20 protein-coding genes are annotated in these 26,595 nt (G+C 48.3%); 11 read left to right on the forward strand and 9 right to left on the reverse strand.

All coding sequences use genetic code 11. The features are described 5' to 3' along the window. Positions 1 to 616: 616 nt before the first annotated feature. A complete protein-coding gene (locus ACJJIT_RS03425; protein ID WP_444899983.1) occupies positions 617 to 2,326 on the forward strand; it encodes an AMP-binding protein in 1,710 nt (569 codons plus the stop codon). An 88-nt stretch (positions 2,327 to 2,414) separates the two neighbouring features. Here the strand turns inward: ACJJIT_RS03425 and ACJJIT_RS03430 are convergent, their stop codons facing one another. After that, the gene (locus ACJJIT_RS03430) at positions 2,415 to 2,705 is read right to left on the reverse strand and encodes a DUF1540 domain-containing protein (protein ID WP_252083115.1); all 291 of its coding nucleotides are present in this window, start codon (positions 2,703 to 2,705) and stop codon (positions 2,415 to 2,417) included. A 612-nt stretch (positions 2,706 to 3,317) separates the two neighbouring features. Between ACJJIT_RS03430 and ACJJIT_RS03435 the strand changes: the two genes are divergently transcribed. Further along, positions 3,318 to 3,836 (forward strand): hypothetical protein, encoded by a 519-nt coding sequence (locus ACJJIT_RS03435; protein WP_444899984.1) that lies wholly within the window; start codon positions 3,318 to 3,320, stop codon positions 3,834 to 3,836. A 126-nt stretch (positions 3,837 to 3,962) separates the two neighbouring features. Here the strand turns inward: ACJJIT_RS03435 and ACJJIT_RS03440 are convergent, their stop codons facing one another. Together ACJJIT_RS03440 and ACJJIT_RS03445 are read right to left on the reverse strand one after the other, a co-directional pair. Next, positions 3,963 to 4,484, reverse strand: a complete 522-nt coding sequence (locus tag ACJJIT_RS03440) for a GNAT family N-acetyltransferase (RefSeq protein ID WP_444899985.1) — start codon at positions 4,482 to 4,484, stop codon at positions 3,963 to 3,965. 134 nt (positions 4,485 to 4,618) lie between these two features. Then, the gene (locus ACJJIT_RS03445; protein WP_444899986.1) at positions 4,619 to 6,991 is read right to left on the reverse strand and encodes an autotransporter outer membrane beta-barrel domain-containing protein; all 2,373 of its coding nucleotides are present in this window, start codon (positions 6,989 to 6,991) and stop codon (positions 4,619 to 4,621) included. A 433-nt stretch (positions 6,992 to 7,424) separates the two neighbouring features. Between ACJJIT_RS03445 and arfB the strand changes: the two genes are divergently transcribed. Next, complete coding sequence (arfB, locus tag ACJJIT_RS03450; RefSeq protein ID WP_444883946.1) at positions 7,425 to 7,832, forward strand: alternative ribosome rescue aminoacyl-tRNA hydrolase ArfB; 408 nt, start codon at positions 7,425 to 7,427, stop codon at positions 7,830 to 7,832. Between the two features lie 317 nt (positions 7,833 to 8,149). On the opposite strand, the gene ACJJIT_RS03455 is transcribed toward arfB, so the two are convergent. Further along, a complete protein-coding gene (locus ACJJIT_RS03455; protein ID WP_444899987.1) occupies positions 8,150 to 8,779 on the reverse strand; it encodes a DUF2799 domain-containing protein in 630 nt (209 codons plus the stop codon). Between the two features lie 685 nt (positions 8,780 to 9,464). On the opposite strand from ACJJIT_RS03455, the gene ACJJIT_RS03460 reads away from it, so the two are divergent. Together ACJJIT_RS03460 and ACJJIT_RS03465 are read left to right on the forward strand one after the other, a co-directional pair. Then, positions 9,465 to 11,021, forward strand: a complete 1,557-nt coding sequence (locus ACJJIT_RS03460; RefSeq protein ID WP_444899988.1) for a M20/M25/M40 family metallo-hydrolase — start codon at positions 9,465 to 9,467, stop codon at positions 11,019 to 11,021. 383 nt (positions 11,022 to 11,404) lie between these two features. After that, a complete protein-coding gene (locus tag ACJJIT_RS03465) occupies positions 11,405 to 14,026 on the forward strand; it encodes a TonB-dependent receptor plug domain-containing protein (RefSeq protein WP_444899989.1) in 2,622 nt (873 codons plus the stop codon). A 151-nt stretch (positions 14,027 to 14,177) separates the two neighbouring features. On the opposite strand, the gene ACJJIT_RS03470 is transcribed toward ACJJIT_RS03465, so the two are convergent. The 4 genes from ACJJIT_RS03470 to can all read right to left on the reverse strand — a co-directional run bounded on the left by ACJJIT_RS03470 (position 14,178) and on the right by can (position 18,106). Further along, positions 14,178 to 14,909, reverse strand: coding sequence for a glycerophosphodiester phosphodiesterase (locus tag ACJJIT_RS03470; RefSeq protein ID WP_444899990.1), 732 nt, complete (start codon positions 14,907 to 14,909; stop codon positions 14,178 to 14,180). Positions 14,910 to 15,087: 178 nt separating this feature from the next. After that, entirely contained in the window at positions 15,088 to 15,600 is a 513-nt protein-coding gene (locus tag ACJJIT_RS03475) for a flavin reductase family protein (RefSeq protein ID WP_252083106.1), read from the reverse strand. 105 nt (positions 15,601 to 15,705) lie between these two features. After that, on the reverse strand, positions 15,706 to 17,364 hold the full coding sequence (locus ACJJIT_RS03480) for an FAD-dependent oxidoreductase (RefSeq protein ID WP_444899991.1): 1,659 nt from the start codon (positions 17,362 to 17,364) through the stop codon (positions 15,706 to 15,708). Positions 17,365 to 17,449: 85 nt separating this feature from the next. Next, on the reverse strand, positions 17,450 to 18,106 hold the full coding sequence (can, locus tag ACJJIT_RS03485; protein WP_252083105.1) for a carbonate dehydratase: 657 nt from the start codon (positions 18,104 to 18,106) through the stop codon (positions 17,450 to 17,452). 136 nt (positions 18,107 to 18,242) lie between these two features. Between can and ACJJIT_RS03490 the strand changes: the two genes are divergently transcribed. Together ACJJIT_RS03490 and ACJJIT_RS03495 are read left to right on the forward strand one after the other, a co-directional pair. Further along, on the forward strand, positions 18,243 to 18,464 hold the full coding sequence (locus ACJJIT_RS03490; RefSeq protein WP_444883952.1) for a hypothetical protein: 222 nt from the start codon (positions 18,243 to 18,245) through the stop codon (positions 18,462 to 18,464). A gap of 163 nt (positions 18,465 to 18,627) precedes the next feature. Continuing rightward, the gene (locus ACJJIT_RS03495; RefSeq protein WP_252083103.1) at positions 18,628 to 19,137 is read left to right on the forward strand and encodes a GNAT family N-acetyltransferase; all 510 of its coding nucleotides are present in this window, start codon (positions 18,628 to 18,630) and stop codon (positions 19,135 to 19,137) included. Positions 19,138 to 19,188: 51 nt separating this feature from the next. Here the strand turns inward: ACJJIT_RS03495 and ACJJIT_RS03500 are convergent, their stop codons facing one another. Then, on the reverse strand, positions 19,189 to 20,409 hold the full coding sequence (locus ACJJIT_RS03500) for an MFS transporter (RefSeq protein ID WP_252083102.1): 1,221 nt from the start codon (positions 20,407 to 20,409) through the stop codon (positions 19,189 to 19,191). 177 nt (positions 20,410 to 20,586) lie between these two features. Here ACJJIT_RS03500 and ACJJIT_RS03505 point away from each other — a divergent pair, with 177 nt between their 5' ends. Genes ACJJIT_RS03505 through ACJJIT_RS03520 form a run of 4 tightly spaced genes read left to right on the forward strand, consistent with a single transcriptional unit; the run spans position 20,587 to position 26,594 of the window. After that, positions 20,587 to 22,452, forward strand: a complete 1,866-nt coding sequence (locus tag ACJJIT_RS03505; RefSeq protein WP_444899992.1) for an IucA/IucC family protein — start codon at positions 20,587 to 20,589, stop codon at positions 22,450 to 22,452. A gap of 34 nt (positions 22,453 to 22,486) precedes the next feature. After that, the gene (locus tag ACJJIT_RS03510) at positions 22,487 to 23,467 is read left to right on the forward strand and encodes a GNAT family N-acetyltransferase (protein WP_252083100.1); all 981 of its coding nucleotides are present in this window, start codon (positions 22,487 to 22,489) and stop codon (positions 23,465 to 23,467) included. Beyond that, entirely contained in the window at positions 23,464 to 25,278 is a 1,815-nt protein-coding gene (locus ACJJIT_RS03515) for an IucA/IucC family protein (protein WP_444899993.1), read from the forward strand. The genes ACJJIT_RS03510 and ACJJIT_RS03515 overlap by 4 nt, the downstream gene beginning before the upstream one ends. Before the next feature lie 2 nt (positions 25,279 to 25,280). After that, complete coding sequence (locus tag ACJJIT_RS03520; protein ID WP_444899994.1) at positions 25,281 to 26,594, forward strand: lysine N(6)-hydroxylase/L-ornithine N(5)-oxygenase family protein; 1,314 nt, start codon at positions 25,281 to 25,283, stop codon at positions 26,592 to 26,594. Position 26,595 lies beyond the last annotated feature (1 nt).

The raw sequence follows: 26,595 nt of genomic DNA on the forward strand, positions 1-26,595 counted from the left end.
TCAAAGTGAGCGATGGTTTGCTGATTCGATTAAAATTCCTGTTTTTATCTTTTAAAAAACGATACTGTTTAGCTCTTTTCATTTCTGGGAACACACATTTGCTTTGACGGTTTAGGCTGGAGAGTAATTAGATTTTTTAAAGTGTGAAAGTATAAGAATATAAGTATTCACAATTATTACTACCGTGATTATAGCTGGTACTGGCTAGTCATCTCTTGCGCCGTAAGCTTTTCTAAGTTTTTTCATTAACTCAAGCTTTTGCACTTTCCACAAAAGTGCACCAGATACTATCTTATTGCAACCTCATTGCAACGGACTGGGTAGTCTACACTCTTGCTGAAATGGTACATCTATTCCTAGTGCTTAGTAATTGCACTAAGCGAGCATATTCAGTAACTTTAAGTTAAATAATAACGATAAGTTGACGCTGACCTATATATTTGTGACTGCACCTCTTAGAAAGCTGCTAGTCAGAGTGCACTAAAATGGTGATTTAGGTGCGCGGTCAATTGAATTGGCGATCTGGAATTTAAGTCGCTGCTAGTACCCAAATGCAGGGTCTAACAGTGCTATCCAATATCAAACCATAATAAACACAATAATGAGAGAGAAAGCGATGACTCCAGAAGAGCGATACGAAAAGGTGAAGGGCCTGCAGCCATTGGAGCTTCTCTACAAGAGAGAGGCGGAAGAACCGGAAACAGTATTTCTTCGTCAGATGCAGCGCCGCGAGTGGCAGGACTACACCTGGCGTGAGGTAATGGATCGGGCCAGACGTATCGCGGGCTACCTGCGCAGCCGATTCGAACCAGGCGATCGAATTGCAATTCACGGTAAAAACTGTGCTGACTGGATCATTGTTGATGTAGGTATCATGCTTGCTGGTATGGTTAGCGTGCCTCTGTATCCTGGGCAATCTGCATCCTCTATGTCTTATGTTTTGCAGCACTCCGAGTCGAAATTGCTTTTTTGTGGAGCTACAGATAACAATGCCGCTCTTCAGGAAGTGGCGGACACTCTACCTTCGGTAGCGATTCAGCGCTGTGAAATACACTGCGATGAAGAGTTGGGAGCTGTTATCGCCTCTAATGAACGCTATGAGGAAAGTCCCGTTTTTAATGAGGATGACCTCTTCACCATTATGTACACCTCTGGCACTACCGGTAACCCCAAAGGCGTGATGCATACATGGTCGTCGGTAGTCTTTGTAGTACCCAATATGATTCGTGGTTATGGCTTTAATGAGAGCGACCGCGTGCTTTCCTATCTGCCTTTGGCCCATGCCGCAGAGCGAATCCTGGTGGAATTCCACTGTCTCTATTCAGGTACGCCGGTACATTTTCCGGAGTCCCTGGATACTTTCCTCGAAGACTTACAGCGCACCAAGCCAACTATGTTCTTCTCGGTTCCCAGATTGTGGACCAAGTTTAAGGAGGGAATTGACGAGAAGATTCCGCCTGCGTTGCAAAATGTACTGCTCAGAATTCCGGGCCTGAATAGTTGGTTAAAAAATAAGGTACGTGCCGGGCTTGGACTGGATCAGGCTCGAATGCTGGTAAGCGGTGCCTCACCAATTTCCATCGAGCTATTGCGCTGGTATGAGCGTATGGGGATGCAGATAGCTGATGGCTATGGGATGACGGAAAACTTTATCTATGGCTGTTTTGTGATGCCGGGTGAGGACCCAGTGCCTGGTACGGTGGGTAAACCTTACCACGGTTGCGAGGTGAAAATTTCTGATGAGGGTGAAATCCTTTTCAAAAGCGGCTCTCTGATGAAAGGGTATTACTTAGAGCCAGAGAAAACTGCAGAAGCCATTCGGGATGGTTATTACCATACCGGGGATTCTGGTTTTATCGATGAGAGGGGCTTACTGCATATTACAGGCAGGATCTCTGAAACTTTTAAAACGAGTAAAGGAAAATTTATTCAGCCCAGCTTACTGGAGGGACACTTCGGTAATGAGACCCTTCTGGCACAACTTTGTGTGTTGGGGCATGGTATGGATCAACCTGTGATGTTGGCGACCATATCGGAATCTGCGGAAAAGCTTCCTCGTGCTGAGGTCAACGAGCAGTTGCGGCGGATACTGGAATCAGTTAATGAGCGTTTACCGTACCATGAACGTATCCGGGCAATTTTTATCTGTAAGGAGGAGTGGACTCCGTTAAATGAATTTCTGACTCCCACTCTAAAAATTAAACGCAAAGTGCTGGAATCCCATTATCAACCACTCTTTAAGCAGCATGCGACTACTCAAGGGGTAGTTTGGGAGCCACGGGATATCAAAGAGAAGTCTCAACTGGATTTACAAGCTGTAGATTAAGATCGTGTAATGCCTTAAAAGAAAAAGCCCGATAGCGGATAGCTTTCGGGCTTTTTTATTGGGGAGGAACCTGTCAGCTGAGCCAAGCTCAGTGGGTATAGCTTAGGCAGTTTGTTGAGTTGCCATTACGCCCAACCTCTATACGGTCCGCTGAACATTCGAAGTCATCGTTAAATTTACAGTCTTCCATCTTACAAGCGCCAACACCAGCAGTGCGGGAACTGCGGGTGTGCCTGGAATTAGTGAAGAAAGTGTCGCAATCTGGGTCCGCGCCTTCACCAATCGTTATCGCCCTGGCGTGGCAGGCATCATTAGCATTATAGGCACACTGAGTTGCGGCACATTTGCTCACTTCAGGCATATCTGTCGCGATTATCATGGCTTTCTTCTCCTAGATTAATAAGTTGGAGACTAGCTTAGCGCCGTGGCATGTCAATAAAGAAACCATGATTTTTGTAAGGCATTAAAGCTTTATCATATTTGTCTTGAATTGATAGTGTAATTACTCAATGGAAATGATTTAAATAGATGATTATGATTCAAAAGTAGTTGTTTATATTCATTTTCGAAATTTCACGATTCTTGACCATGTCGGCTATATCTTCAGATGCAATGTTTCTACAAATAAATACTATTTAATATTTTTGCCTGGATGCCAGTCCTAGATATTGACTAATCGAAAAGCTCAAAAGTAAAAGTTTATTTTTTTAATTGTATTTTGATTGGATTTGTAGGAGCGATATCTGGTAAAGATTGGACTTGTCTCTGGTGATAAGCTACCAATCAACGCAGTTCATAACTTGGTTTGGAGTTCTGATATAAAGAGAAGGGACTGCTGGGTTCAAATGAAGAATAGCCATCTTGAAGTTTTACTGCTGTAGTCAATCAGTGTCATTACGTGTGATTACTGTCAGCATAAAATCTCTTGATTGGTATTGTTCTCATGCCTACTATCCGCCCCCTGTTCATGGTCTTTAGATTGAGGGGATAAATGAAAAAAATAGCTGTGCTGGTATTATCTGTCATATTTCTAGCCTCCTGTGGAGAAAACTCAACACCAGAGGATTTGGCAGAGGATCTTGTAGATGCGCTAACCTCCCAGGATCAGGAAGGCTACAACGATTTATTTATGACAGCGGAAGATCATGAAGGTTTGATTGAGTTGGCTCTAAATGCTGATATTCGTGAATCCAGTAAAAAAGGTTTTATGAAGCGAACCAATGAGTTGGTAGAGAAGATGCAGGGTGCAGATTATATACGTACCCAGAAAAGTAGAATTGAAACCGCTTACAAGAAAATCCTGTTGAAAAGTAAAAATCATTCCTTTGATTGGAATGAGGCTGATCTGGAGTCTATTGACTACTCTATCGAAACTAAGTTTGGCGTTGAGCGGGCAAAACTTGTTATTACGATGGAGTACATGGATATGAAATATAAAATCAATGCCCCCAGAATAATAAAAAGCCAAGATGGTTGGAAGTTTGACCTGATGCCAAGCTGGAGAGGCTAAGTTTAGGTCGCTGAGCCGGTGGTTGAAACTGTCGGCTCAGAAGAGACACTCTATCCAGTCATTTTTCATGAGTTGGTCATTATTGGTGGCAGTATTTTTGGACACCAAATGACTTCTGTTATTCTGTTAAGCTTCCCATGCCATCAGGAGAAGCTCTTCTGTTTCCCCTGGTAAAACAATCTTTTTCTCTATTTGAAGCCCAATTTTATTCAGCAGCTTTATTGAGGGTGTGTTTTCGGGTAGTGTGATCGCGACAATTCGCTCTAAGTTTAATTGGTGTTGAGCATATTCCAGCACGGCTTGTGCTGCCTCTAACGCGTAGCTTCTGCCTCTATATTTTGCTAAGAAAGCGAAGCCAATATCTACATCATCAAGACAGTCCCGCTTGATTAAGCCGCATATACCAATGCCGATACCATTGCCAAGTTCAACTTTATAGAGACCAAAGTTGTACTTGCGGTACATGGCTATTGGCCCTTTTTTAATGTAATCACTAGCCTGCTCAAGAGTGCGCACTCCGCGATCGCCAATATATCTCACGAAGTCCTTATCATTGAGTAGGTTGAGCATCAGTTTCGAGTCACTTTCACAGAGCTCACTGATCACTAAATTAGGTGTTGTGATTTGAAACATACTGGTTTTTTTCACAATGAGGGTTGGCTTTGTATTGTGCCGGTAAGCTGTTTATATAGCGAGAAGGAGGCTCGGGAGGAACTTAATTGTTAGGAGAGGGAAGAGAGTCGCGCCCCCTGAGGGGCGCGAGTGTTAGCTCTATCGCTGGATTAGAAGCGGTAGGTAACATTGACCGATGCTTGCTCAGCCGCTGGGCGTGAGGTCACATTGGCACTTAAAGCGAGGGAGTCAGCCGCTTGCCAGCGAATACCAGCAATCAGGCCCATACCATCGTCGAAGAGGCCTTGGTCCACGCTGGAATAGCTGGGCATAGCGTTCATGTTACCAGCCATAGACTTAACACCTACCTCAAGGGTATCTGTGTCAGTACCGTTGGTATCTTCATACCAAACCTGCGCGTAGGCATTGATGGTGTTCCAGCTCTTATTGGCAAAAGCACCAAAGCGCAAGGTGTTGTAGTCACGCTCTTGGTCACCGTAATTCATGCCCAGGGGATCGTACTCATTACCCATGGAGTCGGTGTAAGTAAAGCCCTCAATGGCCTTTTCGGTATAGCCGTCAACTTCCATGGTCGCTCGGGTTACGCCGATGAAGGGCCCTAGCTGGAAGCTTGCTTCGCTGAACAGATTGGCACCAACCGTCAGGCTCAGGGTGGTATTTTCACCGGAGGTATCGCCTTCCAGCTCGGAAGCAAAATTATTGCCGAGGGTCAGGGCGCGGTTTGCCTGGTCGAAGTCTACATCGGTCAGGGTCATGCTACCTTCAACGAAGAATACATCGTGATGGAAGCGGCCAAACAAGCTGTAGTTGGTAGAGGTGGACTCGATATCGGAGCGGGCGTTATCCACATCGATATCGGAGCGGCTCACCGCGAAGCCCAGTTCCAGGTTGTCGCGAAGGGCGTAGGTCATACCGATCAGGTTGGCATTACTATCACCGCTCATATCGGCGGCAAAGCCGTTGTCGTAATCGATATCACCGAAAATGCCACCAGCAAATACTGCGGTTTGGGCCTGGCTATAGCGTACACCAGCCAGGTTTTCATCCAGGCTGTTAATGTGTGTGCGAGCAGCCTGAGCGCCGATGTCAGGCAGCTGACCGGCGACCTGAGCGGCATTCACAATAGCGGTGTAGTAGTCGGCGAGAACCTGCTGACCAACTTGGGTGGGGTGAACGGTATCGTTGAAGATCAGCTTGGAAGCGTCTGGGTTAGTACCATTTGCACCGTATACTTCATGCTCAATGCAATCACCGCCGCTGCCGTCAAAGCAATATTGGCCCTGGTCGAATTCTGTAGACAGGCCCAGTTGGCCGGCATTATTCAGGGCCACCTTGAGCAGGCCGGCTTGGTCGACCATTAGAACGCCGTCGATATCTTTGGCTTGAGCCAACAGGTTGGCATTAAAGCCTTCGGACGCCTTACTTGCATCAAGTAAAGCTTTATCAATAGCAGCCGTCAGTTGAGCATTAGCCTCATCTTGGGTAACCAGGCCTGCTGCTACTGCCGCCTTAAGCTGAGCTGCGCTCTCACTGGAGTCTACAGCGTCTTTAACGGCCTTATAAACAGCTGGAGTCTTGCTGATATCCGGCACGTTGGATACCAGAATATAGTTAGCCCCTGCGTTGGATAAGGCGCCGGCAGCGCTCGCGAGCATCACGGATGCCAGACCTGCATTTGCAGTGGCTTCCTCAATGCTCATTTCACCTTTGGCGACACTTTCAAAGCCGCTCAGTAAGTCATTGCCGCCGCCATTTACCCAGTAAAGGGCGTTGGCGTCGGCAGTTCCAAGAGTGGTCTCCAGGTAACCTCTACCCAAAGGGTGTGGGTTGCCAGAAGTACCTAATTGTTCTAGAGCTTGATCAGCCTCGCCTTTGGCTGCTAATGCTTGTTGCTGATACCCGGCTGCAGCGACTAAATCACCTTGCGCTTTCGCAGCTTCTGCCATAGCGGCGTATGTCCCAGCTTCGGTTAACTTCTGTTTTAGCAAGCCGGCCAATTGTTGGTCTGGGTAGGCTGGTTTTCCTTCCGCATCTACAGCTGGCATAAAAGCGCTAAGAAGATTATGTCGATTGACGTCAGCGTCTAAACCATTAGCTTGAAGGAAAGCCATGTAGTTCTCGGCACCGATAATATTCATCAGTACGTCAGCAGCTTTGTGGCCACCAACAGCCCATACAGACCCTGCTTCGTTGACTCCGTTAAAAACCTGCCGCGAAACATCTGCTTCAAGCTTGGCGGGGTCAGTCATCAATGCAGGGTCAATACTGGGTAGGCAGAGAGAAGATTGCATACCAGCACAAGATGCTGTTAAAGAGCCCAGGCCAAGATTCTGGGACATGACATTGATAGCGATATCATTTGCATCGCCACCATTAGTGAATACATCGTAGTTGCCTACGTCGGTGAGGCTGTCACCAAAAGCAATAACCTGGCTGAAGGCCGATTCTTCTGCAATTGCAGAAACGCTGGTAAGGGATGCAAGTGCAATAGCCGCCGCAAGGCTGCGCTTGGCGTTAGGCATGGTTTTCTCCTAGTCGCGGTAATGGCACACCCGCGGAGACATCGGGAGGAATCCAGAGGAAACAACTGGGCGTGCATCTTTATTGTTTTTTGTTCCTGTACCTCAAGGAAGCTTGGCAATACTAGCGGATTTGACCCAGACAATAAAATAAGTCACGGGTTAAGTGGCTGGCTGCTTGGTCATCCCAAAATTGGGGACCTTGAGGCACGCACAAAGTGGCGCAATAGTACTGAATGATTCTTTTTAGGTAAATGCGCTATGGCTTTTTAATCGTTCGATTCATGGTGCGTCTGATTAATGGGAAGGGCAAGTGTTTTTCTAAGAATGAGGGGTACCAGGGTACCGAAAGGAGAGTGTCCTAAAGAGTGATGAATTTCAGTAAAATATAAGTTCTCACCCTGATGGTCATCGAGTTGGTTTTGGATTTGAAATTATGTTAAGTGCCCGTTTAAAGATTAACCTGGCTGATGTGCAGTTCAGCGCTGTCCGCGCCCAGGGGGCGGGTGGTCAGAATGTAAATAAAGTCTCCAGTGCAATTCACCTAAGGTTTGATATTAGAAGCTCCTCTCTGCCTGAGGCGGTTAAGTCCCGGCTACTACAATTACGTGATCAGAGAGTTTCAGCTGATGGTATTGTGGTTATTAAGGCGCAGCGCTTTCGGACCCAGGAGAAAAATCGGGCAGATGCTTTGGAACGTTTACAGCAATTGGTCGAGCAGGTATCCAGGGTGGATAAGCCGCGTATAGCGACGAAACCCAGTCGAGGCTCAAAGGAGCGGCGCCTGAAAAATAAAAATCGCCGCTCTCAAGTAAAGGCGATGCGGGGAAAAATTAGGGACTAAGTAAGCAATTTCTTTAGTCTTCTTTTTATAATGACTGTTTTTATAGAAGCTAAATAGACAGGGCCCAGAGAATTTAGTGTTAGCTGGATACAGTTAGAGTTTTGTTTCAGTCGTTTATTTTAGAACAAAAATAAAATAAAACTATACTGCCAGTAAATTAAATTGGATTCTGCATTAGAAACTTATTTAAAGGCGGAAGATAATAACTCTTTACAGTTAGGGCTATTTGAAGAGTAGCGTTAATAACTAATTTGTCCATGCTCCAGGTCGTTTAATGAACAGTTTCTCTTCTCCTCCGCCCGGGTTTAACCTATTACTTATTGTGGGTAGGGAGATATAGCCAATAAATCCTGATATTCCAATTGTCTTTGTGTCAGCTCGAATAGTAGGTCGTCAATCTCTAGTCCCAGCTCTGTATGGCGCACCTTAAGGCGTGCGATGTCGGCCAGCATGGTGACTCGCTCTTCGCGTGTCGCTTCATCTTCAACCAGTTGGGCACCTATTTCAGTCATGTCATCTAGGAGGTGCTCACGTTCCAGCTCCCGATCGTGAATAGCCGCTTCAATTTCTTCAACTGCAGTTTTGGCAATGAAAAGATTCCGGCCGGTTTCATAGCCTTTCAGAAAGAGTCCTTCAAGGCCCGCGGGACAAACGCCGGCGTAGTTTTCCCCTGAACGCCCTTCAGAAAAGCCGCGTAGCTCTGTACAAAAAAGTTCTAACCCCTCATCCCGCCCGTTGCGGTAGGAACTGGTATTGAGCTGAACGCCATACTTTGCACAGGACTCCCGTCGTTTGCCCATGTAACTCAATCCTCTTCCTTCGGCGCCGTCTTCATAACCCAGTGCCTGCCAGTCGGCTACTTGGCATTCATCTTTGCTCATGGTGGCGCAACCGGTGCTTAAGAGCGTGATGGCGACCAAAGAAAGGGTTCCAAATCTTAGCTTCACAGCTGTTTCCTATGATCGGGATAAAAGGGCAACTTAGCTGAGCCAACCTGACTGTAAGCTGAAGAGAATGGGTTAAAGGCTCATAAACCTTGTGCGATACCAAAGTGTCTCTGCACTCTCTACATAAGGTGAAAAAGAAGAGGGGTAAGAGTTGAGGCATAGAGTTAAGAAGACAGTGTAATTCATTGCTCGATAGGCCCTGTCTAATCCAACAGAGTTTATTATGTTGAGTGATTTCGATCGTTTTCTAATAGCCCTTTATTGGATTTAATTCGCCTGGTGTTTGTCCTTCTCTATTCACAATAGCGAAACTTTTTATATTCAGAATTTTTTAAGTTCTCTTCAGTCTTAAAAATTATTATTTGTTTTTTGGTGAGTGGTGCTAAATTGTTCAAGTACCATTTTTCTGTTGGTACTTGTTTCTTTGATTTTTATTGAGTTTTTCTATCTGTTAACCCCAGCGTTTATCAAAGTTTAAATAATAAAAATAAATCCATATGTCGTACAGTATTTCTTCTTGAGTCAGGTTGCGTATTTAAGAACGTTTTTTATGGGTTTTTTTAACTTCGTCGGCATCGAAGCATGCTGTTTGTGCAAGGATTTTGCATGAGTCTCCAGTGCCTCCCAGCGTTTTTTGGGAAATTGCCGACTTACGCTGGGGGAATCAATCAATGTGGAGAAGATAATGAAAAAAATGATTTGTACATCGCTACTAGGGTTACTGGTGGTACCCGGTGTAACTTTAGCTGAGGACTTGTGGATAACGATCGGCAGTGACGGTTATCAATCCCTGAAAAAAAGCAGTGCGTTAATGGCTAAGGAGCCCCTGAATGCACTAGGAGAGCGTAATGGTATAACCATATTGAAGGTGAATGAGGATAATTTATCCGAAATTTCTACGATAATGCATAATAGCCACAATCGTTGTGGTGGCTTTATGGTGCATGATTCCCTGCAGGAGGCGCAAACTGCGCAGCTCTCTCCACTGGCTAACACTGTGTCGAGTATTGCCAGTTATACCATTGATAATGCCAATGTGGTGAATGCCCTACAGGCGGAAATCTCTGAGGCAAATATTCGCTCGACAATTACCAGCCTTTCCAATTTTACCAATCGCTATTACACCACCTCTACAGGCGTAGCTGGTGCTGAATGGATTCGGGATAAATGGCAAGCATTGACTAGCTCTCGCAGCGATGCATCTGTGCAGCTCTATAGCCATAGTTGGGCTCAGCCTTCGGTCATTCTCACTATTCAGGGGCAAACAAACCCTGATGAAATCGTGGTATTGGGGGCGCATTTGGATTCCACCGTTGGCTGGGGTACCGGGGAAGGCACCAGGGCACCGGGTGCCGATGATGATGCCTCGGGTATCGCCACTCTGACCGATGTGGTGAATGCCATAGTGGCAACAGGTTACAAGCCTGCAAAAACTCTGGCTTTTATGGGGTATGCGGCAGAGGAGGTTGGCTTGCGTGGTTCCGATGATATTGCTACGGATTACAAGAACCAAAATAAAAATGTGGTTGGTGTTCTACAACTGGATATGACCAATTATTATGGATCAAACAGTGATATCTATATTATTGGTGATTACACCAACAGCTCACAGAATGCCTTCCTGAAAGATCTTGCTCAGACCTATCTGGGGAACCTTAGTGTCGGCACAACTACCTGTGGCTATGCTTGTTCGGATCATGCCTCCTGGCACAACCAGGGCTTCGCGGCCTCTTTCCCTTTCGAGGCCACATTTAATGGCTCTAATCCTTATATCCACACTGTCAATGACACTTTAGCCAACAGTGGTGGCGATGCAAATCACGCTGTGAAGTTCGGCAAACTGGCTGCCGCTTATGTGGCAGAGCTGGCCAAGGGATCCATTGGTGATGATCCAGGTCCTGATCCCGACCCGGATCCCGATCCCGATCCAGGTCAGGAGAAAACGGAAAGCTTCTCTGGCAGTGTGACTCGTGGTGGAGAGGAGCATTACGGGCCGTTTAGCGTGACACCGGCAACCAATTTTGTTGCGGATATGACCGGCACCAATGACGCAGATCTATACGTGCGGTTTGGAGCAGCCCCAACCTGGCGCTACTACGATTGCCGACCCTACGAGAATGGTTCAGCCGAAAATTGTTCGCTACAAGTGCCGAGCGGTGATAGTCAAGCTTTCATCATGGTTCGCGGATACAGCCGTCAAACTTCCAACTTTGAGCTGGATGTCACCTATACCCCGCAATAAAAAAAGAGGGCCCAGGGAATTTTCTTCCCTGGGCCTATTATCTCCATCCTCGATTTTAAAATATCAGCAAAAAAATGACATGATTGGCAGTTAAGGCTGGCAGTCGGCTCTGACAGTCATTGCTATAAATTAATTTAAACGCCATGGATTTTGGTTTCCAGAGTAACTGTTGTCTAATCGAACGAGGGAAAATGCCAAAAAGTGAAAGTCTTTTAGCACTGACGCCAAAATTTGCAGCTATCTTGGCGAACTGACATATTCCCACAGAAATAAGTCGCGCACAGTTATTGAAATTGTGCGCATGAAAATTACTGTACATCACTTATCAGGGGTAACCTGTGGTGTGCTGTCCGAATTAATAATGAGAAGAGAGGACGGGCAATATGCAAACCCATTTGCTAAAACCTTTATCGTTGGCAATCGCCATCGTGCTGACTGCTCCAAGTGCTTTTGCGCAGGATCGAAATGAAAAATCTTCGACAGCCGATGATCGTACTATGGAAGAGGTGATTACTACCGGTACCCGTAAGGAAGGTGTTTCCCCAACAGAAACTCTTTCACCGGTTGACGTAGTTGGCGGAGAGGAGTTGGCAGATCAAGCAGGCTTTGACCTCACTGAGTCTCTGGCAAAAATTGCTCCCTCGTTTAATACCCAGCGCTTTCCCATCGCCGATGGTACGGCATTTATTCGTCCAGTAACCCTGCGTAATTTGTCCCCGGACCAAACATTGGTACTGGTCAATGGCACTCGTCGGCATCGTTCTGCTTTGGTGAATTTACAGCTCGCTCCTCTGGGTACGGTCAATCAGGGAGCTCAGGCGGTGGACTTTTCCACGTTGCCTTCACTGGCTATCGAAAGAGTCGAGGTGCTGCGTGATGGTGCTTCGGCCCAGTATGGCTCCGATGCTATTGCCGGCGTGGTTAATATCATCTTAAAGGATGATGCTGAAGGTTTTGCTCTTTCTGCTCAGACCGGTGAATATTTTGAGGGGGATGGAACTCGTAATTCTTTTGCCGCTAATGCTGGTTTCAACCTTTTTGATCAGGGGTTTGTTAATGCCACTGTAGAATATTCCAAAGCTGATAAAACTTGGCGTGGGGTTGCTCGCCCAGATGCGGAATTTGTGGGTTCTGTAGTTGGTGAAAACCTAGTTCCCCTTGATGGGCTCGGCCAACGTTGGGGTGACCCGGATGTGGAGGCACTGAAATTTTTCGTCAACAGCGGCCTTGAAATTAATGACAATTTCGAATTGTACGGAAATTTTGGTTACTCGAATAATGAAACAATTTCAGACTTCTTTTATCGTGGTCCAGTATTAGATCCTGAACATGAGTTTACCGCTCGTGGCACTTTACAAGTTGATATGCCCAATGACCCTGTAGATCCGAGTAGTATCGACTATTTGCCAGATCCAGCCCCTCAGTCACTGATTGATTATATTGTTGCTCAAGGCTTAAACCCGTCTGATTACCTGGTGGCGGATGATTCCAGCCCCAGTGGCTATGTATTGCGCAATCCGATTTATACTCAATTCCCAGGTGGTTACAATCCACAATTTGGTGCGGAAATTCAGGATATCTCCGCTGTAATAGGTGCTCGTGGAGAATTTCAAAATGGTTTGACCTGGGATCTGCGTGCTCGTGTTGCAGAGAATGAGGTGGAATATGTATTGAAAAACTCTATTAATCCCAGCCTCGGGGTTTTGTCACCCACTAGTTTCAAACCGGGCACCCTCACCCAGGAAGAGTCCAGTCTAAATGCAGATTTTGTGAAACCTATTGATGTTGCTGCCTTTGCCTCCCCACTGAATGTTGCTTTTGGCGCTGAATGGCGTGAGGAAACCTATTCAATAGGAGCTGGTGATACTGCATCTACTGAGGTTGGCCCAACGGCGGTGTATTTTGGTGTGGGCTCAGATGGTTTTCAGGGGTTCTCCAAAGACTCAGACGGTAGTTTCAGTATTGAGAGTATTGCCGCTTATATCGACCTCGAAGCGGATGTTACTGATGCACTAACCCTTGGCGTGGCGTTGCGCTTAGAAGAATATGATGAGTTTGGTTCCACCTCCGACTGGAAGCTTTCAGCTCGTTACGATGTTAATGAGAACCTTGCTCTGCGCGGGACAGTGAATACGGGCTTCCGTGCGCCAACACCTGGGCAAGTGAATACCCTTAATGTCACTACCACTGCAGATTCCAGTGGTAACCTGATTCCGAGTGGTACCTATCCGGTGGACCATCCGGTAGCAATGGCCTTGGGGGCAAAAGAGTTGACGCCAGAGGAGTCGACCAGCTTTACCTTAGGGGCAGTGTTTACGCCGTTTAGCAATACCAGCGTCACTCTTGATTACTACAACATTGACATCGAAGACCGCCTTGCATTGCGAAACAATAAAATCGGCGCAGAAGAAATCGAGCTGCTACAGAATGCAGGGGTAGAGGATGCTGCCTTATTGAAAGACAGCAATGCCAACTATTTTGTCAATGCATACGATTCAGAAGTCTCAGGTATCGACTTGGCCATTACCAGTGATTTTGAAGTGGCAGGTAATTTACTGGTTGTGGATTTACGCCACAACCACAATAAGCAAGAAGTGAGTAAAGTAGAAACTAATACGATTAATGCCTCCAGAGTCTTCGACCTGGAAAATCAGGTGCCCAGTGATCGCACAACTCTGACTTTTGATTTTGATACAGGTGATTTGTTTAGCGGCTACTTAAGATTCAATCGCTACAGTGATTGGGAGTCTACTGGTGGTTTGTTTGGTCCTGGTGATGCTACGGATACCTACAGTTATGGTAGTGAAATTTTGGTGGACTTGGAGGCGACCTTTACTCTTTATGAAAATTATAAATTATCCATAGGTGGTGAAAATATTTTTGATGTGCAGCCCGATGATGAACAAGACGGTACTCTGCAAGATTTAGGCGTTCGCCATGCTCTGACATCACCGTTTGGTTTTAACGGCGGCTTTTGGTATCTCCGTGCGAGTGCAGAGTTTTAGCGGGTTGGTTTTTTTGATTGGGGACTGGTACCAAGCCTTCATTCATTGATAGCCGTTGCCAATCAAAATTTACTCTGAAGGACTTATTGCAAGCAATAAAAAACCCGGTATTTGCCGGGTTTTTTGTTCATGGGTCAATCTCTATGAAGACTCAGATTGATTTTCCACCCGTAAGAACCTGCATATTGAAGTCCAGTACTATCTTTGGTTGATCAGTAAAAACACCGTCCACACCTTGTGAGGCCAGGAGTATCAGGTCATCAGGGCTGTTAACCGTGAAGACATAGTTTTTTAAGCCTCTCCGTTTTGCATCGGCAATCAAATCAGCACTGATAAAATCCAAGCTGGTATGCAGGGAATAAGCCTTCAAGGGCACTGTGCTCGCGGCTAAGTCGAGGGGAATGCCACTGTATAAAACTCCACGGCGCACATTGGGTATCAGTTGTAAGCACTCGTGGAGTTGTCGGTGATCAAAAGAGGAAACAATATATTGATCAAAGCTTACGCCCTTGTCGCTGACAAATGTTTGTATTTCTTTGGCTACTAGGGCAGCTGAATTTGGACCCTTGATCTCTATATTGAGTTGAGCGTTACTACCGATTAACTCCAGTACTTCACGCAGGGTTGGAATCTTATTACCGCAGGGTAGGAGGCGTTGGCGCAGGGCATCTGGGTTTAGATCAGTTATCAGCTCGTTGCCGGAAAGTAGTCTACCCAGGCGCCTATCGTGTGTTACCAAGAGTTGCCCACCAATATTCCAGACATCGATTTCAATACCATCAACATCCAACGCCAATGCTTGGCTGATGGCCTGTAAAGTGTTTTCACTGGCCTGGCGTTGGTACCCCCGGTGGGCAAAACAGAAAAGTGTGCTTGGGTTCATTGTTGCTTAATTCCCCCGATAATTTTTAAAAGCTTATTATTAAATGATGAGGCAAGGGTAATTTAAGTCTATCGGTTGTTAACCCAGGTAGAGAGGTAAATACCTTTATAGGTTTGGAAAATTTAAAAGGGGGCAGAGTGGCCCCTTAAAAGTCTTGATGGTGGAGCCTTTGGATTTTTTATTCTCCAGACAAGGCGCGGTAGCGTCCGCGGTGGAATATTAGGGGTTCGCCGCCGAAAGCACTGAACTCCAAAACTTCTCCCAGCAGGATGGTGTGATCCCCACCTTCAATACACTGGACACGGCGACAGTGGAAATAGGCAGCGCACTCTTCCAGGCGAGGTATTCCATCTGGGCCCTCGCTCCACTGAATCTGCCCAAACTTATCGGCCCCGCGACCGGCAAACAGGTTGGAAACGTGTTGCTGATCTGCGCGCAGTACGTGTACTGCAAAGTGTTCGCGGCTGGTGAAGGCCTCGTAGCCCAGTGATTGTTTATCGATACTCCATAGAACCAGTGCGGGGTCCAGAGATACTGAATTAAAGCTATTGGCGGTCATCCCCGCAGGCTGTCCCTCAGAGTCCTGCGTGGTAATAACGGTGACCCCAGTAGCGAACTGGCCCAGAGTATCGCGCAGCAGGCGACTTTGTTGAGGGGAGGGAGTGATAATGGAGCTTCTTTCTGTCGACATACGATGGTTGCTTGTACAAAAACTGTGCTAGCCAGCCATTTTACGGCAAAAGCGTACTGATTGCGCGTCTTGCCTCGCAAGCTAGTAAAAGAAGCTCGAATATCGTTATTCGAATGACTTATTGTCCATAAGCGGCATGCACTCACTCATCAGTCGCTCCCTTTCTGTAATTGCGGCGCCAGTCAGTGCGAAACCGAGCAGTTCTCCCCTACTGTTGCGAAACTCGGCACAGATGCCTTTTGTGTCTTGAGATACTTGCCAGCTGCCCTCGGCGCCTGGATGGGGAGGGCAGAGGGTTGTGGGGCGCAGGGTTGTTTTAACCGCAACCGGGATAACGCCGTAGTGTACGGGACTGGGATTGCCGCTAAGGGTTTGAGCCAGGGCGCGGGCACAAGTCATTAGGGGAGCGACGTAAAACAGCTGGTGCCCCTCTACCTCCGCACAGTCGCCAATGGCAAATATATGCGGATTGCTACTCTGTAATTTCCGGTCTACGGCAATTCCCCGTTGAATTTTCAGTCCCGCAGTTTCAGCCAGGGCAGTACTGGCTTCAAGACCCAGTGCCGCCAGGGCGATATCTGCCACTAGCGTCTCACCGTTATCCAGCAGGGCTTCAATGCCTTTAGGATTCTGATTCAGGGAACGAATGGATTTTCCCAGATAAAAACGAACGCCACTGTTACTTAGGACTTCCTGGAGATCGCGACCGGCAGCTTCTGGCAAGAGAGAGGCGAGCGGCCACTCCTTAGGATCTACCACAGCCACTTCATATCCGGCTTGCACCAAATCATTGGCAAACTCACAACCAATCAGACCTGCACCGATCAGGAGGACCCGCTGGCAGCCAACGAGCGCGGTGCGAAAGCGGTGGTAGTCTGTCAGGTTGTTAATTCTAAATAGCCTTGCGTGGGCATTGCCCGCGATAGCCGGCAATTTGCGGCAGTGGGCACCAGTCGCCAATATCAACCTGTCGTAAGGAATATCTGTTACGTGGTTATCAACATCCTGCTGCAACTGTAATGTTTTGCTGTGGGGGGAAATTGAAGTAACACGGGTATGTACGAGAATCTGTGCGTCCAATTTACGCGCCATTTCTTCGGCACTGGTTTGGCATAACTGCTGGGCTGTTTTTCCATGGGAAAGGGAGGCTGATAGAAGGGGTTTAGAGTAAAAGGCCCCGTCATCACTGGAAATCAGAACCAGGGGGGTTACAGAATCGAGCTTGCGAAACTCCAAGGCTAGGTGATAGCCGGCCAGGCCTGTGCCGACAATCACTAGTGGGGCTTGATTCTCGTTGGAGACTTCACCGCCACTTAGCTCAGTGTCATTTTCTATAGGTTTTGATGCCGGAGTCACCAGCACCATGTCGAAGTCTTCCTTACCCACTCCGCATTGCGGGCAGCTCCAGTCCTCGGGGATATCCTCCCAGCGGGTGCCGGGAGCAATGCCTTCCTCTGGACACCCCCTGGCTTCGTCGTAGACCCATCCGCACACCATGCACTCCCAGAGGCGAAAAGTAGCTGTGCCCTCATGAGTTGGTGACGGGGAGTCAAGCTCGGTATCAAGTGGAGAAGGGGGGGGTTCTTTTTTATCCAACTCACACATTGCAAAGTCTTGCTTGTGTGCTCCGCACTGGGGACAGCACCAGTCTTCGGGGATATCTTCCCAACGGGTACCAGGGGCTATCCCATCCTCAGGCCAGCCCTTGGCTTCATCGTAGATCCAGCCGCAGATTTGACATTCCCACTGGCGATAGTCTGGCATGGTGCCCCCGTGCTAGCTAGACAGTAGCCGGCTGTAGGGCAACCGGCTTTAGGGCAAATATAAGGGAGATCGTCGGAGGGTGCTGCTAATCGTGTTTGCCTTGGGAAATATTTGTCAGAGCATTTTGATAGACGTCTGCAATCTCTCCTGGGTGGCGAATGGAAATCCCCAAATCGTGTACGAGCCCGTCTTTTAGCCCGTAGACCCAACCGTTAATGGAGAGTGACTGTCCTGAGCGCCATGCGTCGCGCACTATTGTCGTTTGGCAAATATGGATTACTTGCTCCAATACATTGAGCTCGCACAGTAGGTCTGTACGCTGTTGTTCCTGGAATAAGTCAACCAGAGTGTGGTGCTTGTCGCGAACATCTTGGATATGGCGCAGCCAGTTATCAATTAGACCAAGCTGTTCGTTGTGTAGTGCCGCCTGTACGCCACCACAGCCGTAATGCCCACACACGATAATATGCTTGACCTTCAAAATCTCTACCGCGTACTGCAAAACGGATAAGCAGTTGAGGTCAGAATGCACCACCACATTGGCGACATTGCGGTGTACGAACAGCTCACCGGGTAAAAGCCCGACAATTTCATTCGCGGGCACACGGCTGTCTGCGCAGCCAATCCAAAGGTATTCCGGTGACTGCTGCTTTGAAAGCTTTAAGAAAAAGTCCGGGTTGTCCTTGTGGGTGGCCTCGGACCAGTTCTGATTATTTTTTAATAGATGATCTAGCGGGTGCAATGGGTTTGTATCCTGATATGACTAATTGGACATAATGTTGGGAGGATAGCGGCTTTATTCCTGCGGGCCAAGAGGGTATGGGCTAACCTGAAAGATGACTATTTTTTAGCATTGGGTCTCAATTTAAGGAGAAATGATGGCGAGAAGGAATCACTCCGGTCCCGGTAGGCGACAGCGCACATCCTTGCGCTCTGGATTTGCTGATCGGCACCGTTTGCGTATGCGCCAGCTACAGGCGCGGCGGACTCGGCTGCGTGGATACACCTCTAACTCTGATGAAGAGGAAGGAGCTATTGAACCAATGAATGGTGGAGAGGACCCCTTTAGTCGAGAACTGGAAAGGGAGCCCTTGGCTTGAGTTTTGCTGTTTCCGATAAATTAACCAGGAAATGAAAAGAGCGCTTAAAAGCGGTATGGATTTTATTTGACAGTAATAATCGTCAAATTAGCAAAAGTTTGTTTACATACTCGCTTTTCAATACTTTTGCATTTCCCAGGTGGAAAAAGTCGGAGGAATAATAATGGCCTTGGTTACCCCGGAGACTTCCAGCGCATTGCGTGTGGTTTTGGCGAATTATACGGACTGCCATCAGGCTGAGGATATTATCCATTTAATGGATGAATACTCCCGCCATCCTTTTGGTGGAGGGGGGCCATTGCCAGAGCCTTGTCGCAATGAGCTGGTGCCTAAATTGGCAAATTTTCCCGGTGCTTTCAGCGTGCTCGCCTATGGTGATAATGAGGCCTTGGGTTTGGTTAATTGTTTCACCGGTTTTTCCACATTTTCCTGTATGCCGCTGATTAATATTCACGATGTTATCGTCAGTGAGCGCGCCCGGGGGCAGGGCGTTTGCGCTGCCATGATGGACTTTGTGGCGTTAGAGGCGAAAAAGAGAGGGGGCTGTAAGCTGACCATGGAAGTACTGGAAAAAAACTTTGCCGCGAAGAATGCCTATCGCAAGTCGGGGTTCAAGCCTTATACGCTGGATGAAGAGTTTGGGCAGGCCGAATTCTGGCAGCGGTATCTCTGAATCTTGAGGGGTGGCACAGGCCACCCTTTTTCAAATTAAGCAATAACTTTGTTACCTGGCAGTGTATTGGGTCTGTCCCACTTTCTTTTTCTTGCTGATTATGCTGCTGAGTAGTGCAAAAAGCGCGATAAGTGAGACGCTGACCAGTAATCCCAATAAGGGTTGCTGCGGATCCCTTTCATAAAGCCAGCCACCGATGGCAAAACCGATAGTGTAACCGCCGGTGTGCATCAGTGATAGAAACCCAAATAGCCGGCCACCGCGTCGATTCGCTTGGCTCAAAAGTGCGCTGTAGCCCGGTACCAAAAAGGCAATCCCCACCACAAAGATCAGCAGGCCGGCAGCTGCGAGCAGGCTGCCTAGGGTACTGGAGAGCAAGATGGTGCCTGTGCATAGGGAGCTTACGCCCAACATAAAACTCATCTGCGGCGCCTTGAGTTTGCGCACCAGACCAATCTGAACCAGGAACCCACAAATCGCTACTGCAGCCAACAATACGGCAGTAGCTGATGAGGCGCCCATGGCGCTGAGACCGTAGAGATCTTTAAGAGCAGGTCCCATGACAACCTGCAGCTGACCAACACTAACGGTACCGAGCAGAGCGGTGGCAAACAGGGCCAGGGCACCAGGAGGGAGGGAGGAATTTTCAGAGGATTCTGTTTCTGCAATATAACTCTTTCCTTTCGGCAGACCGGCGGTTAGAACGAGGGTGATGAATGGTAGCAATATCAGCCACGCCAGTGGCCAAAGAGCGCCAGCGAGGAGAGCCGGCAAGGCAAGTAGTGGCCCGAGTCCTCGTCCCAGATTAGCCGCCGCACTCAAGCCTGAAAGAATTGATAAGCGCTTTTCTGGCTCCCCCAGGTCAATAGCCCAAGCCTGGCAGCAGGGGTAGATGGCCGCAGCGTTCAATCCATAAATGACACGACTGATTGCCAGAGCTATTAGGGCATTACTTTCCTCCAGGTACCCCTGGGACATGGCCACCAACAGGGCCACAAAGAGGCACTGGGCCAGCAGAGCACCAGTCAGCCCCGCGAGTAGTACTGGCTTGCGGCCAACCCTGTCCCCCATTTCACCCCAGAGTGGTCCGGCAATCATCAGGCAAAAAGTACCCAGGGCCACTAACCCCCCGATGCTGGCCAGACTCAGCCCACAGCGCTCAACGATGAGTGGAATTTGAGTCAGTAGAACAACCTGGGCAGCTCCCTGGCTGGCCACCACCATATTGATTTTACGCAGGTGATGTTTGGGGTGATTCAGGGATCTCCGCATCCGGGACTCCACAACAAATTCATAAAAAATCACAGAAAAACGCGACCCTTTCCTGTGCAAGAGTTCACAGCCAGATAATTTCTCTGGCAATGGGCTTGAAGTGCGAGAAATTTACCTGCATCATAAGGCTAATGCAAACCATTCTCACTTAGATTTAGCCGATAAAGAATCACCACCATGAATAATCCTCAATCCGATGCAGCCAGCACTGGCGGCGTCGACGGCGATGCTTTTGCTCAAAATCCAGTTATGACCGCCGGGGATACGGAGGTCAATATGGCTGCGGAAAGAATGTCAGCCAACTGCTTCTTCAATGCACTACTGCGAGAGACAGATAGCGGTATTTGGCACGAACGAGCTGGCGAGCAACTTCCACAAGGGATCAGTGTACCGGCGGTGCATATTCCTCTACCGGCCAGTGGTGCCGAACTCTGGCTGAGTGTCTCCTATCGCAGTGAGTGTGGCAGGCACCAGTTTACCCTGCCGATGATATTGCGTAACGCAGAGGGTGCCAGCAAAACTATTGGGTTTGCTGATGCGGCGCAGCAGGTTGCACAGGAGCCTGTTTTTTTCCCTGGCGCCACAGCAGAATCCAGGGCGCAATTTACTCGCAGAGTCTCGGCCAGTATGAAAAATATGGCTCAGGCACTGGATGCTCGTCACGCAGATACAGAGAAACTATTTACTCAGCCCCTCACTTTTGTCGAGTCGGAACAGGCACTTTTATGCGGACACTCTATCCATCCGACTCCTAAAAGCCGCGATCCATTTACCGATAAGGATGCCGAATGTTACGCCCCGGAATTTGGCAATAGTTTTGCCCTGATGTGGCTGGGGGTGGACCCACAATATTTGCTTGGAGCCAGTGGAGCGGAAATTAGCGAGGCGCAGTTTGCCGATCTGGTGCGTGCAACGGATGGTGCTCCGGTGGCACCGGAAGGATTTATTGCTATCCCGGCACATCCCTGGCAGTGGCGTCAGCTAGGGCAAGACCCACGTGTGGCCGAATTACTTGAGAGTGGAAAAATTCTTGAGTTGGGTGAGGGCAGGGAACCGTGGCGGGCAACCTCTTCACTGCGCGCAATTTACAGCGCTCAAAGCCCTTATATGCTCAAGTTTTCTCTCAGCCTGAGGCTGACTAATTCGGTGCGTACTCTGCAACCAAAAGAAATGGTGCGTGGTCTCGAAGTCTTAAAAGTAAGAGATACGCCTCTGGGGCAGGAGTTTGCCAGCCGCTACCCGCGCTTCCAGGTGTTGGCGGAACCGGCTTACCTGATGCTTGCCGATAGTAGAGGTGAGCAGATTATAGAAAGCCTGGTTATGTTTCGGGAAAATCCTTTCTTGGAAACAGCCGCAAAAAATACCTGCCTGTTGGCAACATTGACTCAGGATCATCCTAATGGTGCTCCCTGCCGGGCTGCGCAATTGGTACAGCGCCTCGCGGGAGAGGAAAATATTTCCATTGAGGCTGCTAGCAAACGCTGGTTTAAGGCTTTTCTCGACGCAGTTATTGAGCCCTTGCTAATTGCCCAAGCCGATTTTGGAATTTTATTTGGCGCCCATCAACAAAATCTGATTTTGAGCTTCGAGGGTGATCTGCCTGTGGCTGGTTTCTTCAGAGATTGTCAAGGCAGTGGTTATAGTCGCCTGGGCGAGGAATTACTCAAACCTTATCTGCCTAATCTGGCCCAGGACAGTGAGAATGTCATTGACGAAGAAATGGCCAACCGCCTTTTTGTGTATTACCTGATCGTTAATAGCTGTTTTGGTTTGATCTGTGCGCTTTCCGCTGCAGGTTTAATTTCCGAGCAGGAGTTGTTGCGCCAGCTGCGCGAGCGCCTGCAATTGCTGTACGAAGGCCAGCGACGTGACTTTAGCTGTTTGGCGTATTTGCTCAATGCCGATGAAATTTGGGCTAAGGGCAATTTTCAATGTGCGGTGATTGGTATGAATGAAACCACCACCGAAGACCCGCTTTCCATCTATCACACTATGGCGAACCCCCTGCGAACGGTAGTAGACGCTGAAGTTGCCGAAGCTTGATCACCGTGACGATAAAAATTGAAAGGAAAGAATTATGACCAGCTCAACAGCTGCGCTTGAAATATCTTTAGGGGAACAGGGTCAGCTTCCCGATGGGCGCTCTTGGCAAGTTGCTGTGGGAGGATATCGTTGCCAGTTAAATGGCGATAACTATTTTCAAATTGAATATGTTCCCGGACAGGAAATAGCAATTTTCATCCTGTCGTCTGGTGAAATTTCGTTAGAAGCGTTAGATCTTTGGTTCGACTGGCTTTTTGCGCTGAATCCAGCATTGCAAAATACGGATATTGTCGATGCGGATACTGTGGTAAGCCGAGTTTCCCGCAGCAATTTTTATCAACGTACAGAGCTCTGGTATCGGGGTAACAATGCCGGTGAGTTTCCTTTGCAGTGGGTAGAGAATACGCAGGGAGTTCGCCACCCTCTCCGTGCGGAACCACCTAAAGGGGAAGTTTATCACCGTCATTTCCACGCGCTGGGAATAGATTTCAGTTTACGTCACCTGGATCCAGAGAAAGATTTGGAGCGCTTTACCAACTGGATGAACCAGGAGCGTGTAGCAAAATTTTGGGAAGAAGAAGGTGATAAAGAAAAGCAGAGACAGTTTATTGACTCTGTTATTCAAGATCCCCATAAGCATCCATTGATCGCCTGTATTGATGGTGAGCCCTTTGCCTATTTTGAAATTTATTGGGCGCTTGAAGATCGTATTGCACCTTACTATGACTGCCAGCCATTTGATCGCGGTGCACATATGTTGGTTGGCGACCAACGCTTCCTGGGAGGCCGTTTTGCTCAGGCTTGGTTTAATGGTGTTACCCATTTTATGTTTCTGGATGACGCTCGCACAGAAACTTTGGTTGGAGAGCCGCGCGCGGATAATCGCGCATTGCTTAAATACATCAACGGCACTTTTGGCTGGAAAAAAGTTAAAGAATTTGATTTTCCCCACAAAAGAGCTGCTTTGATTATGTGCAAGCGAGACGAATTCTTTCAGAGTATGGGGGGAATATGAGCGGCGATAAATATTGGAAGCAGGCGAATAGAAACCTGCTGGTGAAATCGCTGGCTGAGCTTTGTTATGAACAGGCTCTGACGGCAAAGTTAGAAACGGGTGCCCGTTACTTTGTTGAACTTGCTTCTGGTGTTATCTATCGTTTCCAAGCTCAGTTAACTGTGTGGGATTGGTTATTAATTGATGCGCAAAGTATTGAGCGGGAAGGTGATGGGCAAGTAATACCTACGGATGACGCAGCACAGTTTTTTATTGATGCTGCTCTGGACCTTGAAGCCTCCCCCAGTACTTTGGGCAATTTATTACACGAACTGGCCAATACCCTGGTTGCGGATGTTACTTTGCTGCAAAAGCGTGAATCGCTCACAGCGCATACCCTAGGCACACTAACTGATGAAAAATTGCAGTGCCTACTGGATGGGCATCCTAAGGCTATGGTGAATAAAGGCCGTATCGGTTGGGGCGCACAAGAGTTTAACGCCTATGGTACAGAGGCCGCTCAGGGGGTCAGGCTGTTATGGCTTGCTGTTCGCCGGGATCTCGCTGTGAGTGGCAATAGCGACCTGTGGGATTGGCCTCAGCTATTGGCAGAAAGCCTGAGTGAATCACAGTTACAGCAGCTGGACGATAAATGTCGTGAGAAAGGGGTTAACTGGCAAGAGTTTTTGCCCTTGCCGGTGCATCCATGGCAATGGCAGCATCATATTAGTCAGCATTATGCACAACAGATTTTTAGTGGTGACTTGGTTTTACTCGGTGAGTTTGGCGATGAATATTTGCCGCAGGTTTCACTACGTACCTTGTCCAACTTGAAGCGCCCGCAGGCTCTCCATGTGAAGTTGCCATTAACGGTATTGAATACTTCCTGCTACCGTGGAATTCCAGGCAAGTTTATGCGCTGCGGACCGGCGTTATCTGAATGGATGCAGTTACTCTGTGAGCGTGATGAGCAATTACAATCGCGGGGCACCGGTGTTCTTCAAGAAGTAGCTGGCCTGCATGTACCGCACTTACACCAAGAGTCGATAAAGGGCGCGCCCTATCGTTACCGTGAATTACTGGGAGCTACCTGGAGGCAGAGCCCGGCAAGCTTGTGTGCTGAGGGCGAGCGCCATCTTTTAATGGCCGCGTTATTACAGAAAGATAGCAGCGGTAAGTCTGTAATTTCTGCTCTGATTGAAGCCTCCGGCCTTTCAGTAGAAGCCTGGCTTGAGCAGCTATTCGACGCTACGGTGGTGCCTCTTTATCACCTGCTTAGCCGTTATGGCATAGGTTTGGTAGCTCACTCGCAAAACCTAACGCTGGTATTACGCGACAACAAAGTTGTTCGTGTTCTTCTGAAGGATTTCCAGGGAGATCTGCGTCTCGCTCAGGGTGATTTCCCTGATCGTGCGGACCTACCGGAATCGGCGGCACAAGTTCTCGATCAATTGCCTGCTAATTACATTATTCACGACCTGTTTACCGGTCACTTTGTCACAGTGCTGCGCTATCTGTCCGCCCAATTAATGACAGAGATTGGCCTAGAGGAAAGGAAATTCTACGGAGTCTTAGCCAAGGTCCTACGCCGATATCAAGAATCCGCACAGCGAGATAATGGCGGTATGGCGGAGCGTTTCCAGCAGTTTAATTTGTTCCGTCCCCATATCGAGCGCGTTTGTATTAATCGCGTGCGCCTGCGTCAAGGTTACGATGACAGCGCTGAACGCCCGGTCCCCATTGTCGGTGGAGACCTGACTAATCCCCTTTGGCTCGCAGAGCAAGAGTCACAGAAACACCAACCAGCAACCGCTTCCGCTTTAGAGGCATAATCATGAGCAATTTCCTAGATCTCGCCGGTATCGGAGCCGGTCCTTTTAATTTGGCTGTGGCCGCTCTAATGCGGGACACATCTTTGAGACATCGCTTTTTTGATGCTAAAGCGGAATTCTCTTGGCATCCTGGTTTAATGTTGCCGGGGGCTATGATGCAGACTTCTTACCTGAAAGACCTGGTAACGCCGGTTGATCCAACCAATCCCTGTAGCTTTATGGCGTACCTGGTAGAAAATAAACGTTTCTATGACTTTCTGCACGCAGAACAGCGTACCGTAACCCGTCGCGAGTTTGCCGATTACCTGGCGTGGGCTGCCCGTCGCTTGGACTCTATCCAAATGAGCAGCCGTGTACAGAGCGTGGTGGATAATGGGGAGTTTTTTGAGCTTGACGTGCACGGCCCTAATGGTCGCGAACAGGTACTCACCAAAAACCTGTGTGTTGCTGCGGGTAAAAAACCAAATATTCCAGAGTGCAGTCGCCCATTCCTGTCTGATAATTGCTTCCATGCGCTGGAAATTGCCCTGCGTAATCCGGATGTAAGTGGTAAGCGCGTCGCCGTGGTCGGTGGCGGCCAGACTGGTGCGGAAGTGGTTATTAATCTTTTGAGTAAACACTGGGGCCGCCCACAGCAGGTAACCTGGGTATCCCGCCGCAGCAATTATTTGCCATTGGATGAGACCCCCTTCACCAATGATTGGTTTACCCCAGAGTATGTCGACGTGTTCCGTCAGTTGAGCCCTCAGCGTCGTGAGGAAGTGGTTGCAGAGCAGAAGCTGGCTTCTGATGGTATATCTCCTGATACCCTCAAGGAACTTTACCAGTTGTTCTACCGTCTTGTGCACCTGGAAAAGGATGCTGAACGAGTAGCATTATTTCCCAATCGCGAACTGGTGGAGATGTCTCACCGCGGTGACTATCAACTGCAGCTGGAAAATCACTTGCTGGGTGAGGCAGATGGTACTGAGTGGGTTAATGCGGATATCGTTATTCTATGCACTGGCCTGTGTGAGGCTCTACCTCCTTGTTTGGCGCCTTTACAAGAGCGCATTGCACGCGATGCAGAGGGTCGCTTGCTGTTGGATGATGCTTTTGCGGCAAGACTCAGCGGCGATGAGAGTGGTCGACGTTTGTATTTCCTTGGTACTGGCCGGACAAGTCACGGTATTGCGGAGCCACAGCTGAGCTTATCGGCCTGGCGTGCGGCACAGGTAGTGAATGATTTACACGGTAATGCGGTCTATGACAATCAGCAAACCGGCAACTTTATGAAATGGATTACTCCGCAAGCCCAGCAGGCAGCGGTTGCTTAAA

The organism is Microbulbifer mixtoriginis (SeqCode) (assembly GCF_052467515.1).